The sequence below is a fragment of the Turicibacter bilis genome (genome assembly GCF_024499055.1).
In the GTDB taxonomy this organism is placed as follows: Bacteria; Bacillota_I; Bacilli_A; order MOL361; family Turicibacteraceae; genus Turicibacter; species Turicibacter bilis.
In genome coordinates this window covers 14,739-30,689 of the sequence record NZ_CP071249.1, presented here as the reverse complement: position 1 = coordinate 30,689, position 15,951 = coordinate 14,739, and the positions used below count along the sequence as shown (strand labels likewise).

Sequence of the window (15,951 nt, the reverse complement as noted above, 5' to 3'; positions counted from 1 at the left end):
ATTCTTCTGTGATCCTATCAACCATTTAAGACAATGTAAAAATATTATATGTTGAAGTTAATACTTATGTAAATAAAAGGTTATGATGGGGAAAAGTACGTTGATTTCTTTGTTTTACCTTACTTAATTGCTTTAATCAAATTAAAAATCTGTTCTGTCGTTTGTTTCATATTTTCAAAAGCGACCTCCGGTTCCATTGCTTCTTCTAATGACATCGGATGATTAACAATAGAGAAATAGGCATCAATGCCTTTTTTATGACACGCTGTTGCTTCTTTTGTTGTTGCTCCTGCTAATCCAATCACTTTACACCCATATTTTTTTGCTAATTTAGCAACACCGATCGGTGCTTTCCCCATTGCCGTTTGATGATCTAACCGCCCTTCCCCCGTTAACACATAATCGGCCCCCTTAAGTACCTCTTCCAACTTTGTCTCTTCTAAAATCATTTGGACTCCTGATTGTAATGTTCCATTTAAGAAGGCAGTAAAAGCAAATCCAAGACCACCTGCTGCTCCTGCACCTGGTAAGTTAGCAAAGTCTGCTTTTTGATCCCCTTCAACTACACGTGCAAAATGACGTAATCCGTCATCCAACGTTTTAACGATTTCAGGTGTTGCACCCTTTTGCGGAGCATAAATATAAGCCGCTCCTTGTTCTCCATACAATGGGTTAGTGACATCACACGCAATCTTAAATTCACAGGATGATAATCCCGGTAAAACATCTGACGCATCAATTGAAACAATTTGACTTAATCCTTGTCCTCCTTGCACCACTTCTTGTCCATTAGCATCTAAGAATTTGTATCCTAATGCCATTAACATTCCAATTCCTGCATCATTCGTCGCTGATCCCCCAATTCCAATGATGAACTTCTTACATCCTGACTCGACACATGCCTTAATCATTTCGCCGACACCATAAGTTGTTGTCACTAATGGATTGCGCTTTTCTGTTGGAACTTGAGGTAATCCCGCTGCTTGTGCCATTTCAATGACAGCCACTTCATCAATTATCCCGTATTGTGCGATGACAGGTTCATAAATAGGACCTGTAACTTGTATTGTTTTTAACCTGCCATTCAATCCACAAACTAAAGCTTCTGTTGTTCCTTCTCCACCGTCAGCCAATGGTTTAACAATCACCGTTGCCTCTGGATTCGCAGCTAAAATCCCAGCTTTAGCTGCTTCTCCTGCTTCCATTGAACTTAAACTTCCTTTTAGCGAATCCATCACTACAACAGCCTTCATTTGAGTCACTCCTTTACTTTTTTTGTTACTAGAAGATTGTTCTAATCAACTATCCCTTAAATTAACTCAAAAAATATTCTATATACAAATATAAATGTTTTTCCTCTTTCTAAGTCAGTCTTAGTACTTAAAGCTTTTCAATACTAAGGCATCCTATCGTCCAGGGGCCAACTAGCGATTTCTGAAAGAAATCTAATCTTCAACTACTAGGGCTTGGGTCACCTAGCGATTTCTGAAAGAAATCTAATCCTCTACTGCTAGGGCTTTAATTTTACACTGTAAAAAACTTATCGGGACTTATATATATGAACCAATAACCGTCATTGCTCGCCTAAGTGAAAATCTTAAAGCGTCATAAAAACAGACTTCTTATAGAGCGAGCCTTATTATAACATCTCCTTTACTTCTTGCACATACATATTCAGTAGTTTACAACAAAAATCCCTTCATTTTCTCTATCATCCAACGAGAAAGATAGCTCTAATTCACGGATTATCCAAATCGAGTAGGAGATAATTAATTAATTTAATCATCGTCCTCTCACACCACCGTACGTACGGTTCCGTATACGGCGGTTCTATTTTATCTCTAAATATGAACAGTTTGATAGTGGTCTAGTAGTGATACTAGACCTCTTCTTTTTAGTCTTTCATTCGTGATGGTTCGACATAAAATAAATGAGCGAGCGACTCTCGCATATCCTTTTCGGGTATTTGCCCATTCCCACGCCTTATCCTTATCGATTCCCAACCTCATTAAACTTCTATATTTGGTTTGAACCTTCTTCCATTGTTTCCATATACACATTCTTAATCGGAATCGAATATTTTTATCTAGATTTCCACATACCGTCCTCATCTTAGCGATTTTAAAATAATTCACCCATCCGATGATTAACTGCTTTAGTTTCTTCAGTCGATAGTCAAAACTCACACTCCAACTTCGTCGGGTGAGTCTTTTTAATTTCTCTTTCACTCTCATGATCGATATCTGGTGAGGTTTAGCTTTGAACTGATAGGCATTTTTATCCCAAAAGAAACCGAATCCTAGAAATTTAATTCCACTTGGTCGCTCAACCTTACTTTTTGTCACATTGACTTTAAGACCTAGCGTTTCTTCAAGGTATTTCGTCATGCTTTTCATCACTCGCTTCGCTGCCTTCTCACTTTTCACTAGAATTAAACAATCATCTGCGTATCGGACAAAATTTAACCCTCTTGCTTCTAGCTCTTGGTCAAGTTCATTTAACATGATATTGCTCAGTAATGGGGATAGATTGCCTCCTTGTGGGGTTCCAATCACCGATTCTTTATATTCATCATCCATCATGACTCCACTGACTAAGAATTTTCGGATGAGTGAAATGACATCTCCGTCCTTAATCGTATTTGATATCAACCTCATTAACTTATCATGGTTGACTTTATCAAAGAACTTTTCTAAATCGATATCAACAATCCATGTATACCCATCATTCATGAATTCTAGACTTTTAATAATCGCCATTTCTGCACATCGTCCCGGTCTAAATCCATAGCTGTTTTCATGAAACTTTTCTTCATAGATAGGGGTGAGAACTTGAGCCATCGCTTGTTGAATGAATCGGTCAACCACGGTTGGGACACCTAAATTTCGCACACCCCCATCTGCCTTGGGAATCTCGATTCGTTTCACCGGTTTAGGTTGATACGAACGCGTACGAATTTGGTCCTTTATCTCTTCACCATTTTCTTTTAAATAGTGTCCCAATTCATTAATCGTCATCCCATCCACTCCTGCCGCACCTTTATTACGCTTAACTTGTAAATAAGCTTGGTTTAGATTATTTGGGTGTAGGATTTGTTTTAATAAATTCTCTGTGTTCATATTTGTTACCTCCATGAGTTTCGTAACCTTCCATCCATCGTATCTATTTTTTTTTTAGATATGTGTCTTATCACCTAATGGTTAATTAGGAAGGTGCAAGTATCATTTCTTTAACGGATAAAATAGTTCGGTCCTTCGCTCCTTTTAGTTTTCACTAACTCTCTTCACTACTACGACCTCGGCTGACTTCTTATATTCCATGTTTACCTCACGGTCAACCTTTGGGATAGAATATAAGACCTCCCCGGGTAAGGTGTATTATCTTCCCTTCCATCTATCTGCCACATTTACAACATACATTTTTTTTCTGTGTAGCTATTGGACTTTAACTTGTTATGCAGTCTTATCCTTGTATCCTGCCTGATGTGATTCCTGTTCGTCAGACCAGAAGTTTGCCCACGGACTTCCTTCAGATTCCTCCTCGCAGAGGACACCCTTGTCTTAGGCTATGTACTTTCCGCTACTTGGACGTACTCGGGACTTTAACCCGTTAGATAATACCCATGCCGGGCGCACATAAAAAAGCGATCTAACGACCGCTTTTATTCTAATTCCTTGAATGAAAGACGAAGTTCACCACTAAATGGAATCTCTTCATTTTGATTATGAAAAAACACAGTAATCAGTGGCTCTAACTGATTAACAATCAGTCGTGATTTTAAAACGTCGTAGGTGACTGTTTTGGGACTGATGGCTGTAATCAATGGAACCTCCCCATTTGTATCAATTAATCTTCCTTTCAATTCAATCGCATATTCAGATTTATTAACCCAAATCGATTCCCATTCAACCGACTGATTTTCAAGGCTAATGATGGGTAATGCCTGTATCCCCTTTAAAGAGGTAATTTGATTGCCTTGAGCAAGTAAAGCTAGCAAATGTGGAAGCTTAGTAATCGGCGTTAAATCTTTTACCCGATTATTCATAATACTTAATGCTTCTAATGACTCGACGCTAGCTAACGGTGTTAAATCCTCTATATGATTATGATTTAAATCTAAAAACTGAAGTTGTTTCAATTTTTTTAACGGCTCTAGATTCTCAATTTGATTTTGATTGGCAAATAACATTTGAAGGTACTTAAGTGCCCCAATTGGCTTCAAATTATGTACTTGGTTCCCATTAATATTGAGTTGGTACAATAAATATAACTGACTTAATGGTTCAAGTGATTGTATCTTATTATCATCTAAATAAAGGACTTCAAGATTCACGAGTGGTAACAAGACTGCCAAATTAGAAATCCCAACTCCTCTCATCGATAATAAGGTTAATTGTTTCATAAATCGAAGTTCATCATAGCTTTGAAGCGGATTATAATCAAGAAATAACGTCTTTAAGTTTTTTAATTTTGTTAAAGGCCATACACTTTGAATCTGATTTTTACTGAGGTTTAAACTTTGTAGATCTACGAGTGAACTCATAGGTCTTAAATCTTTGATTTGATTATTCATTAAGCTGATTTGTCGAAGATTAACCATATCTTTTAAAGGTGTAATATCAATAATCTCATTATGATTTAAATATAGTGCGGTAATCTGAGTTGCATAACTCATCCCAGTCAAATCTTTGATTTCTTTGTTATCTAACGTGACAGTTCCTTGTAAATTTGCTAACTGATCTTTAGTAATTACTTGGTCAGCTGGCTGATTTAAATATTGCTTATTTAAGGCAGCTTTTAATTTTTCGTCTCTTATAACATTATTCAATGGTCATCACATTCTTTCTAGTCTGCTACAAATTCCTTTCACTTATCTTGCTGTTAATATGACCAGGATACAATATAAGATATTCTCTGTTTCTTAGGTTGGCACGTTAAATGACATAAAAAAAGCTTCACTTCCGCTCGGAAGTGAAGCTTTTCTCTTACTTATAAGTACTTGTATCAATATATTCATTATACACCAAGCTACCATTTGTATCATACCCCAATAAGTAAGTTTGATATTTGTTCTGCCCTACTTGTTTAACCTGTGGTTTATACGTCACTCCATCCAGGGCATCTTCATTTGACCAAAATTCAATCGTTAACGTTCCACCACTCGTATAGGCATTAATATAAATTGGATAATCTAATGTATTTACGAATTTAAAATCGATTGCATTTTCTGCCATCGTCGCATCCAGTCCGACAGGTACATATCCAACTTGTAAACTATGATTACGACGTTCAGTAGGCATAATTCCAGCTAGTAACACAGTGTTATAAAGCGTTGACGATACTTGACAGATTCCGCCTCCAACTCCATTAACCGGTTGAGCGTTAACAAAGATAGTTGCATCAACATAACCATTTGAATAAATAACAGGTGACACTTTATCTGTATACGAGAACTCATCCCCAGGCATTAACAATGTCTTGTTAATTTTAGATGTTGCTAGTTCTACGTTTTTCGATCTTGGAATACCGACTGGGAAGCTTGAGCTATAAGTTGAGATTTTATAGTTCACTGACTTTAACAGTTCAGGATCCTTCGCTTGTTTATCAACGATTCCTTCTGCTGTCACTTCTATAGTCTCTGCGGAAACTTCATTTAATGCCGTTTTAACCTGCTCTTTAATTGCATCTGCATCAATCGAATAGCCTGCATGTCCTTCCGTCACTTCAAAGTTCCCTGCTGAAACCATTTTAAACGTTGGCTCTTCTTTGTCAACATAAAGCTGCTGTGCAATGGATTGAATCCATTCATCCACTAATGACTCATCATAGCTATATTCAATAGTATATTCAACTACTGGTGCTGCTTCAATTCTTTTTGCTTGTTCAAGAATTTCTAAATCTTTACCAAGTGCAAAAATTTCATCAGTTAATTCATTAACATCTTCACTCGCAACAAAGCCTAATTCTTTTAACGTCTTTGAAAAAGTTTGATCATCAATTTTAACTTCAATCAAACGTGATTCAAGCCCTTCAACTTCTTCTTTTAAGACAAGTTCTAAATTAGCTTTAGAGATTTCTGATACATCCTTCTCATTCACTTTAATATTTGGAAATGTAATGTCCTCATACGTCAGAACTAATTCTTTAGCCTGATAGTATTCATATGCTTTAATCCCCCCGAATACTAATCCAACAGTTAAAATTCCGACAGCCCCTCCAATTAATAATTTTTTCTTCTTACTCATAACATGACCCCTTTAATTCAGTCTTTAATCTCCTTATCTCTCTCTCATAAGCCCACATTTATCATAACATAATGTCACGTTTTTTTAAGAATATTTCGTTTTTTGGTGTTTTTTTCCAATAATTCGACTTACTCTTTGACATTAATCATGTAATTAAAATGTTCTCCCTTTCCACTTTCAAAACTGATGAGATATTCGCCAGGTCCTGCATAACTATAATAATTAAAACAGCTTTGATCCGTATTGGCTTGCAAATAGACGAGCTTACAAATCATTTCATCATTAACAATAGGTTCATAAAGAATATGAGGACTTTTAGCATAATTCCCAATATTATATGCGATGGTTGCTTCAGCTAAACTTTGTGGTTTTAATGCAATATCTTGATAAAAAACAGTCGGATGAACAACAGACTGTAACGTTTGAGACATAATAAACTCTGGCATAAAATAACGATAATTAAAATGGAGGACTAATGCCTTTTTAAATCCCTCATGCGAATCTTGAATAACTTCATAATCAGTCAACGTTACTTGCCAAAGGACATCGTTTTGATCTCCAGATAAAAAGACAACAGGATCTCCCATCGCATAAAATCGATTACTTTCATAATCCTCTCGATTAACCTCATCCATAATTAACAAACGTTGATGTTCTTCCGACACCTCATCATTAATAGGTTCAGATTTTTTTTCACACCCACAAAGATATATTCCTAGCATTAAGATAACAATCCAGCGCTTCATCTACCCCATCCTTCTTTTAAACTATTCTATCATTAACGGTTGTTTAATTGCGACACTTACCACTTGGTGACTAATGCCCTAAATTTTAAATCCTAATTCAAACTCAACAAATTCACGTGGTACCTCGCCATAAACGGACAACTCGCTTATCTTTCATAAAAACAACTAAAACCCTTTAATCACTAAGGTCATCTGTCACTTCTATAACGACTAATTTATTATAAATTAAGACTACCATTAAACCCACTATCATGACAATAAAAAATAACCCTACACGTTTCATTTTCCCACCTTTTTTTCAATCTAATCCTTTTCACCCTCAAAATTCTATAAGTAATTTACAAAATGATGCAGGACTGTCATTAATGATCTAGCCTCATTTCTATTAATTAACATTTCCCTTAGTTCACTCGTCACAACGACCTTTTCTAACGATAAATCATTCTCTTCTCATTCATGTAACTACACTTATAGTGTATATTCATCTTAAAAATACAAATTGTAAAAATAAGGAAATAGACTCATTGAATCTTTAATCCATACAAACTATAATAAACTTAACGATTCAGGAATGGGGGAAATTAAATGAATCAAACGTTAATCATCATAAAAAAAGTTTTAAAAAACGGATTTTACTGTCTATTATGGTTCTGGATGCTTATAAACTTAGGATGGAGTTTAACCATTGGGTGTGCCGATCCAATGATTATCATGCCAGAAGAAGTCGTTCCATGGATGACGTCCATGTTCATTGTCACAATGATTTATTTATTAATGGTACCATCTCAAAAATGGAACTGGACACTCCTTCCCATTATCGGACTTTGGAGCATTCAATATATTTATGCACTTATTTTTCACTATCATCCGTACGATACATTAATGGATGGCATCGGATTTTTCGCAACTTTGACATGCTATTTACACAACTATCTAAACTCAAAAAAGCAATCAATAAACCAAACAAATAAAATGGCCTAATCGGCCATTTTTTTATCTCTTTGATTCTATTTGATATAATTCCTTTAAAAAAAGAGAACCCTTAAGGTTCTCAAATAAGTATTTTACTTTTCGCTTAAATATTAATTTTGTTATTCTGATACACTTTCGTTGTTTTCAAGATCATTGCTTGTCTCTTCTGGTACTACTTCTGCTTCATTTTCTTCAGAATTTTGTTCAACATTATCTTTTGGCTCATTTTCATCTACGTTCTCACCGGCTGTTAGATCTTCTGTGTTGATATCTGTTTCTTCTGACGTGCTAGGTTCAAAAACTTCAACCTCTCCACTTTCATCACTATTTTCAATTGAAGCATTCATATCAGACGGTTCCTCTTCATTTAAAATAGGAAGATCTACTTCGTTTGATGAAATAAATAAACCTTTAATCCATTCACCAATTCCTCTGACTAAATCAACGAACCAGTTACCGATTTTTTCTAAAACCCCAGACTCTTTCAGCTTAACTCCCGCTTCTTTTAAACTTTCAGAAATACTGTCACCGATATTTTTCATCGTCTCTTTAATATCTTTATAATCGATATCTAATTTATTCACGTCTTCCATTAAGTTGGCTATTCTTTCAGTTGATTCTTCACTCAAATCGACTCCATAATTATTTGTGACGTTCACAATAATTTGTTCGATTTGAGTGGAGTTTGGAGAGTCTTTAATAACTTGCTGCTTAATATCATTGATAATCCCAGATGCTACCGTTGAAGAATCACTTGAAGAATTAATTTCATTGTCTGGATTATTCAATATTTCATCCGCTATTTCTAACGTTGTATCGATTTCTTCTTTAGCAACAATTTTATTTTCTTCAGATAAACTTTCTCCCATAATTTCCTCTGCACCCGCTAAAATCCCTGCTAATGCAGATTCACCCGTTACCATAAACGGTGCCGATACAATAACCTCACAATTTAAAATCCCAGAAGTGATTAATGCATTCGCAAACATTTCATTCGTTACTAAACTTACATTTTTAGAAGAAACATTAATTCCTCCTTGGTCCGTTAACTTCACATAAGCTGATGAATACCAGCCACCTTTATAGTCATCTAATGCATCTGGCGCTAATCCTAATTGTTTAATCGCTGTTTCATTATCTACATAGATAGCCTCCATCTCATCTGAAACACCAAAATAATCTCTTAATGCTGCTTCTTCACGTTGATTCAAACTTGAACCAAATGATAAAATTTCCCCTTGACGATACTCACCAGTAAATGATGATTTAGCAAAGGCTGTCATTGATACACTTAATCCAGCAACTACTGTTAAAGCTAGCACTGTTTTTTTAATCAAACTATTTTTCAACATATTATAGTTCCTCCCTAGTTCTGCTATATGATAACAAATCAGTCATTTATCTCTACCTCTTCCAAAATCAATGGTATTTTACCATGTTTTAATTCATGATGAAATATAAATTTAACAGAACTATCACTTAAAGTCATGTAAAAGCTGTATAAAAACAACACAATTTTTTAACTACTTCACAAAAAAAAACGGAGCAAAATCACTCCGTTTTAGTTCTCTATTTGTAACAATTAATAGCCCTCGGCTATTAACCTTTGAACTTTTTCATCTTTAACCTTAACACCAGCTTCTTTTAATTCTTGAATTTTTTTTGCAAATTGAGGAAGATATTTTTCATTAGCAACTAACATTTCATCTAATACTTGCTTTGCAATATTTCCTCCCATCACTTGTGGATTTAATAAGAAAGCCTGTAAAGCTAAACCATAATCACCTGTTATTGCAGCTTCAATTGTACATTCTTCCATAGCCTTCATGACTTGTAGCCATCCTTTTTCAGCACTATTTAGTTTCCCCCACGCAACAGGCGATGCTCCCTTGGCTGTTAAATAACTCGTTACTTCAATGATACTATCAGCATCTAAATCAGGTAATGCTCCATTATTTTTTGTCGATACCACCATCGGAATATTTTTATTATTATAGATTGCATTAATACATTCGCAGGCAGCATCGCTATAATATGTTCCTCCGCGTTGTGTGAGTTGTTCTGGCTTATAATTAAGAGTTGGATCTTTATATAATTCAAATAGTTCCGCTTCTGTCTTCTTAACTTGTTCTCCTCGTGTACCTATCCCATGATACTCTTCTAATCCATGCTTTAACATTTCATCTTGTAAATAATAATACCGATGATATCCACATGGAATGACTTTCATTTGTTCTAATTGTTCTCTCACAAAATCAACTTTAAAAATATTAGTAGGGGTTCCATCATCTTTTGTATACATGGCATCAATAATATCCTCTGTAATGTCTTTTCCTGTTTTATCAAATACTTTATGCCAGTGAAAATGATTTAAACCAGCAAATTGATAAATTAATTCTTCCCCATTTATCGAAAGCATTTCAGGTTCTTTCATCATCGAGTTCACGGGTACATTACATAAACCAATGCATTTTTCCCATTTTCCATATTTGATCACTGTTTCCGTAATCATCCCACTTGGATTTGTAAAATTAATTAACCAGGCATCTGGACATAACTCTTTCATATCCTCTACGATATCTAAAATAACCGGAACTGTTCGGAAGGCTTTCATCATTCCCCCAGCCCCATTCGTTTCCTGACCAAGCATGCCATAAGAAAATGGAATTCGCTCATCTTTAATGCGTGCATTTAATAATCCTACTCTAAATTGAGTTGTAACAAAATCTGCATCAATTAATGCTTCACGACGATCAAGAGTTAAATAAACTTTGACATCATACGGTGATGCATCCCACATTCTTTGTGCCATTTGTCCAACAATCTCTAATTTTTCTTTTCCCTCTTCTACATCGACTAACCAAAACTCTTTAATCGGGCACTCTTCATATCGTTTGATAAATCCTTCCATTAATTCAGGAGTATAGCTACTTCCTCCCCCAATTGTTACAATTTTAATGCCATCCCTTTTCACTTTCATCTACCTCCAAATGAACTTATAAGAATCTGTTAAGAAATTACCTTTACTAATCAAGAAACGTAGAGGTTGCTCCCATGATCTCCAATTAAGATAAATATTCTTTTTTCTACCTAGACCTCAAAAGATAGTTCCTCTAATTATAATCAACCTTAGAAATCAAAAAGCTTTACCGTAAATCCCCTAGAATTTCTCAGAAAATATAGCTTTTCGCTAGAAGTGTTATCTCTCCTTCAATCAAAAAATTACCTATGTTATAAAATAAGTTTATAAATTTGTAACTTTTCCCTACTCACGCTAATTTTAGAGTTTAGAGGTGAGAAAAATTTATATTACAGTTAAACTTATATTCAACATAGGTATTGTTTCTTTTTATACTTAAAAAGTAGAATACTGATTAGAAATATTTATATTACGCTAATTGTTCACCATTCGACTCAATGACTTTTTTATACCAATCATATGATTTCTTTTTCGAACGTTTTAGTGTTCCATTCCCATCATTATCTTTATCGACATAAATAAAACCATAACGTTTTTTCATTTCACCTGTTCCAGCGCTGACAAGGTCAATACACCCCCAAGTGGTATAACCTATTAAATCCACACCATCTAATTCAACAGCTTCTTTCATTGCTTTAATATGTTCACGTAAGTAATCAATTCGATAATCATCTTTCACATAACCGTTAGCATCAGGAACATCAACGGCACCTAGTCCATTCTCGACGATAAAGAGTGGTTTTTGATAACGGTCATATAAGGCATTCATTGTAATACGAAGACCTAATGGATCGATTTGCCATCCCCATTCACTAGCTTCTAAATATGGATTTTTTAGAGTTTCAAAAGCATTTCCGTCTGTTGTTTTATTCACTTCTGGATCTGCACTTGTTAAGCGAGATGAGTAGTAAGAGAATGAGATGAAATCAACGGTATGATTTTTTAAGATTTCAACATCCCCTTCTTCAAATGGAATTTCAATTCCTTCACGTTCAAGTTGTTTTAATGCATAGGCTGGATATTCTCCACGTGATTGAACATCAATAAAGAAATAATTTTCTCGATCTTTTTCCATTGACTTCCAAACATCAGCAGGATGACATGTATTTGCATATGTATTTCCCGCTGCTAACATACATCCAATTTTAAACTCTGGATTAATTTCATGACCAATCTTTGTTGCTAATGCACTTGCTACGAGCTCATGATGAGCCGCCACATATTTAACTTGTTGTTTATTTTCACCTTCTTCAAAGCATAAACCAGCTCCCATAAAAGGGAAATGTAAAATCATATTAATCTCATTAAATGTTAACCAATACTTCACTTTGTTTTTATAGCGTTTAAAGATGACTTCACAATAGTGTACATAATGATCAATCATTTGGCGACTTCTCCAAGAACCAATGGTCTCAATTAGATGCATTGGTACATCAAAGTGACAAATCGTCACAAGTGGCTCAATCCCATACTTTAAGCATTCATCAAATAAATTATCATAAAACTGTAAGCCTGCTTCATTTGGCTCCAATTCATCTCCTTTTGGAAAAATACGAGACCAAGCAATGGATAAACGATAACACTTAAATCCCATTCCTGCTAACAGTGCAATATCCTCTTTATAATTATGATACATATCAATAGCCTCATGACCCGGATAAAAATGATCATCATCGCATCTAAACATCTTCATTTCACCTGAACCAACTGAAAAACGATCGACACCTGCAGGCATCACGTCAACATTCGCTAATCCACGTCCACCTTCTAAATATGCTCCTTCACATTGATTGGCTGCCGTTGCGCCTCCCCATAAAAAATCCTCTCTAAATGCCATACTACTTCCTCCTCGTATAATAAGTTTAAGCCCTTCATTGAGGGCAGGTATTGCTCTTTGAAAACTGAATCATTCATTGATTTTTCTTTACCTAAATACTTCTGTTGGTTGATCTCTTTTTGTCTCAGATACCCTCGGACATTCCATCATATAGGTAATGGAATTGGATCCATCAGGAATATACTTTTTCCTCCTGTAGTTCGACTACATTTGAAGACTGTGACCCAGACCCAAACTGTTCGGCATACGCACAAGCTGTATCAACTCCTTCTATGTTCCTCTTCTTAACAGGGTTGAGGGCAGCACTCATAGCTAAAGTCTTTAGAATACTTATACGCGAGGTTGTCGCCACGTTTGGGACCCTAGGGATGTCCAGCCGTATCCGAGTTTATTCCAAATTCATTCAAAAGAAAGGAGGTCCCTTCCATGAAATTATTTGTCGGTATTGATGTTAGCTCTGAAAAACTTGATGTTTGTTTTCTTGATAGTTCAGACACGACGTTAAAAGAAGTTACCCTTCCTAATAACATTAACGGTGCCTCTTCTATCAAAGAAGATGTTCTCCAGTTTCACCAATCATTTAACTATGAAAAAATCGTGATTGGAATGGAGTCTACTTCGATTTACAGTTTTCATCCTGCAACTTTTTTATCTGAAGATCTTGAACTAAAATCCTTAGGTCTCGTTGAAGTCGTTATCCAAAACCCTAAGTCCATTCATCGTTATAAAGGGCTTTTTGAAGAAGATAAAAACGATCGAATGGATGCCTTTCGTATTGCCGACTTCTTACGTATTGAACGATTTAATAAGACAGTTTTAAAAGAGGAACGCTATGTCGCTCTTCAACGTCTGACTCGTTCGAGATATCAAATGGTTCATCAACTCACCGAATGTAAACAGCACTTTCTTGAGAACCTTTACTACAAGTGTAATACCCTCTCTAAAGAGCTCGATACCTCTGTTTTTGGTGCGACCATGCTCGATCTTCTTTCTGATGCACTAACCCTCGATGAAATGGCCGAAATGGAGTTAGAAGATTTAGCTAACCTTCTACAAGAAAAAGGTCGAGGTCGTTTTAGTGATCCACAGAAATTAGCTAAAACCATTAAAAAAGCTATTCGTGATTCTTATCGATTGGGTAAAGTCGTTCAAGAATCAGTAGACATGGTTTTAGCGACTTATGCACGATTAATCCAAACGTTGAAAAAACAGATTAAAGATTTAGAAAAAAGCATTGTGGCGCTCTTTGAAATTGTAACAGAAGCCCAATGTTTAAAAAGTATTCCAGGTATCGGTATTGTTTATGCCGCCGGTATTGTCGCTGAAATCGGTCAAATTGAACGTTTTGAAAATGAAGCCCAATTAGCCAAATATTGCGGTCTCTACTGGAAAAAAAATCAGTCTGGAAACTTTGAATCGGAACGTACACCACTGACACGAACAGGCAACCAATATCTTCGGTATTATATGGTTGAAGCTGCCAACTCTATCAGACGACACGAAGATACTTACCGCTTGTATTACCAGAAAAAATACGATGAAGTTCCGAAATTTAAACACAAACGAGCCCTCGTCCTAACCGCTAGAAAATTAGTGCGTTTGGTGGATACGCTGTTACGTAACCACCAACTCTACACGCCGGAAAGGAGCGTATCACTCAAAAGCTAACTGATTGCTTTTGAATCCTTTCTGTCTGGCGCTAGGCTAAATTTTTAAAAAATTAGCCGAGGGTCTAGTTCAGTGCGCCCAACTTTTAAAAATCTTTATCTATTTTTTTCAATCATATACTTGACTTAATACCACAAGTCTTATTATCGTCGAATAAATTTTCCTAATATTTAAAAAAACTAGCTGAAGAAATTCAGCTAGTTTTGAATTAATTAGTGCCTTTCTCTGCTTGTAAATTCATCTTATCTATTTTGCGAATAAATGGTAAGTAAACGAAGAAGGATAAAGCTAAAATAAAAGTTTGTAAGACAGCCATTTTCCATCCTCCTACTAAGAACCCTGAAACAATTGGTGGTGTTGTCCATGGAACCATTACTCCACCAAACATTGGGACTAATCCAACTGCAATTGAGAAGTATAAGATTAATCCAGAGATGACTGGCATAGCAATAAATGGAATCGCTAAGAATGGATTCATTACAATTGGCGTCCCGAATAAAATTGGCTCATTAATATTAAATAGCCCTGGAACCCCCCCTAATCTACCTAACTCTTTACATTGGGCAGACTTTGCAAAGAAAATCATGTAAATAACTAATCCAATTGTCATTCCAGCTCCTGTTACATTTATAAATTGATCAAGGAACTGTTGGGTTACGATGCGTCCACCATTTTCAATTGTTAAAGCCATTCCAGAATCTAGGATTGCTTGATTGGCTAATGAGTTAGCCGTTAAAACTGAACCGATAATTCCACCAACAATCGTTGATCCATGAATACCAAAGAACCATAAGAATGGAATCATTAAGCTCATCACAATAACTCCACCTAAAGAATCTGTTAAACCTTGTAATGGTGTTTGAATAAATGCATAAACAGCTTCAATGAATGTTGTATCTAAGACAAATTTAAAGAAGGAATAAATAAGTGTCGCTCCTGTAACAATGACAAACCCTGGAATCAACGCTGTAAATGAATTGGCCACTCCTTCTGGTACACCAGCCGGCATTTTAATTCGAATATCATTCTTCATGAACCAAGAATAAATCCAACCAACTAATAAACCAATAATAATTGCTGAAATCATCCCTTGACCCGCTGTCCATGTTTTGTTAATAACATTGCTCACAATTTCTCCACTTTCAGTTACGACAAAAGAATCTGTTGTTAAAATAAATGTTACCGCTGCCAATACCCCTGCATTTAATCCCTCATATCCTTCATTTTTAACATATTTATAAGCAATACCGATAACCCCAATAAGTGCAATAATATTAAATGTAGCACCATATGCTTGATTTAATGGGTCAATCCATCCCATTGAATCAAACCAATTAACAACAGCTGGAACTGGAAAATTAGCTAATAATAAGAATACTGAACCCACAATTGTTAATGGCATCGTATATAGTAGCCCATCTTTTAGGGCTACAACTCCCTTTAAACTAACAAACTTCATAATTGCTGGAATTACTTTGTTACTAAAAAACTCTTGCATCTAAA

At 35.5% G+C, this 15,951-nt stretch carries 11 protein-coding genes; 2 read left to right on the top strand and 9 right to left on the bottom strand.

Features of this window, described 5'->3' with window-relative positions:
* Positions 1-119 precede the first annotated feature (119 nt).
* The 5 genes from J0J69_RS00155 to J0J69_RS00135 all read right to left on the bottom strand — a co-directional run bounded on the left by J0J69_RS00155 (position 120) and on the right by J0J69_RS00135 (position 6,991).
* Entirely contained in the window at positions 120-1,253 is a 1,134-nt protein-coding gene (locus J0J69_RS00155; RefSeq protein ID WP_055243597.1) for a glycerate kinase family protein, read from the bottom strand.
* 588 nt (positions 1,254-1,841) lie between these two features.
* On the bottom strand, positions 1,842-3,119 hold the full coding sequence (gene ltrA, locus J0J69_RS00150; RefSeq protein ID WP_055305912.1) for a group II intron reverse transcriptase/maturase: 1,278 nt from the start codon (positions 3,117-3,119) through the stop codon (positions 1,842-1,844).
* Between the two features lie 542 nt (positions 3,120-3,661).
* A complete protein-coding gene (locus J0J69_RS00145) occupies positions 3,662-4,828 on the bottom strand; it encodes a leucine-rich repeat domain-containing protein (protein ID WP_055277529.1) in 1,167 nt (388 codons plus the stop codon).
* Between the two features lie 157 nt (positions 4,829-4,985).
* Positions 4,986-6,245 (bottom strand): VanW family protein, encoded by a 1,260-nt coding sequence (locus tag J0J69_RS00140; protein ID WP_055305331.1) that lies wholly within the window; start codon positions 6,243-6,245, stop codon positions 4,986-4,988.
* A gap of 128 nt (positions 6,246-6,373) precedes the next feature.
* A complete protein-coding gene (locus J0J69_RS00135; RefSeq protein ID WP_055305330.1) occupies positions 6,374-6,991 on the bottom strand; it encodes a hypothetical protein in 618 nt (205 codons plus the stop codon).
* 585 nt (positions 6,992-7,576) lie between these two features.
* On the opposite strand from J0J69_RS00135, the gene J0J69_RS00130 reads away from it, so the two are divergent.
* On the top strand, positions 7,577-7,972 hold the full coding sequence (locus tag J0J69_RS00130) for a hypothetical protein (RefSeq protein WP_055305329.1): 396 nt from the start codon (positions 7,577-7,579) through the stop codon (positions 7,970-7,972).
* 110 nt (positions 7,973-8,082) lie between these two features.
* On the opposite strand, the gene J0J69_RS00125 is transcribed toward J0J69_RS00130, so the two are convergent.
* The 3 genes from J0J69_RS00125 to J0J69_RS00115 all read right to left on the bottom strand — a co-directional run bounded on the left by J0J69_RS00125 (position 8,083) and on the right by J0J69_RS00115 (position 12,780).
* A complete protein-coding gene (locus J0J69_RS00125; RefSeq protein WP_212726229.1) occupies positions 8,083-9,315 on the bottom strand; it encodes a DUF1002 domain-containing protein in 1,233 nt (410 codons plus the stop codon).
* 230 nt (positions 9,316-9,545) lie between these two features.
* Complete coding sequence (locus J0J69_RS00120; protein ID WP_262941409.1) at positions 9,546-10,937, bottom strand: 6-phospho-beta-glucosidase; 1,392 nt, start codon at positions 10,935-10,937, stop codon at positions 9,546-9,548.
* Between the two features lie 415 nt (positions 10,938-11,352).
* Complete coding sequence (locus J0J69_RS00115; RefSeq protein ID WP_055244081.1) at positions 11,353-12,780, bottom strand: 6-phospho-beta-glucosidase; 1,428 nt, start codon at positions 12,778-12,780, stop codon at positions 11,353-11,355.
* A 426-nt stretch (positions 12,781-13,206) separates the two neighbouring features.
* On the opposite strand from J0J69_RS00115, the gene J0J69_RS00110 reads away from it, so the two are divergent.
* On the top strand, positions 13,207-14,448 hold the full coding sequence (locus tag J0J69_RS00110; protein ID WP_212726240.1) for an IS110 family RNA-guided transposase: 1,242 nt from the start codon (positions 13,207-13,209) through the stop codon (positions 14,446-14,448).
* 208 nt (positions 14,449-14,656) lie between these two features.
* On the opposite strand, the gene J0J69_RS00105 is transcribed toward J0J69_RS00110, so the two are convergent.
* On the bottom strand, positions 14,657-15,946 hold the full coding sequence (locus J0J69_RS00105; RefSeq protein WP_212726220.1) for a PTS sugar transporter subunit IIC: 1,290 nt from the start codon (positions 15,944-15,946) through the stop codon (positions 14,657-14,659).
* Between the last annotated feature and the right edge of the window lie 5 nt (positions 15,947-15,951).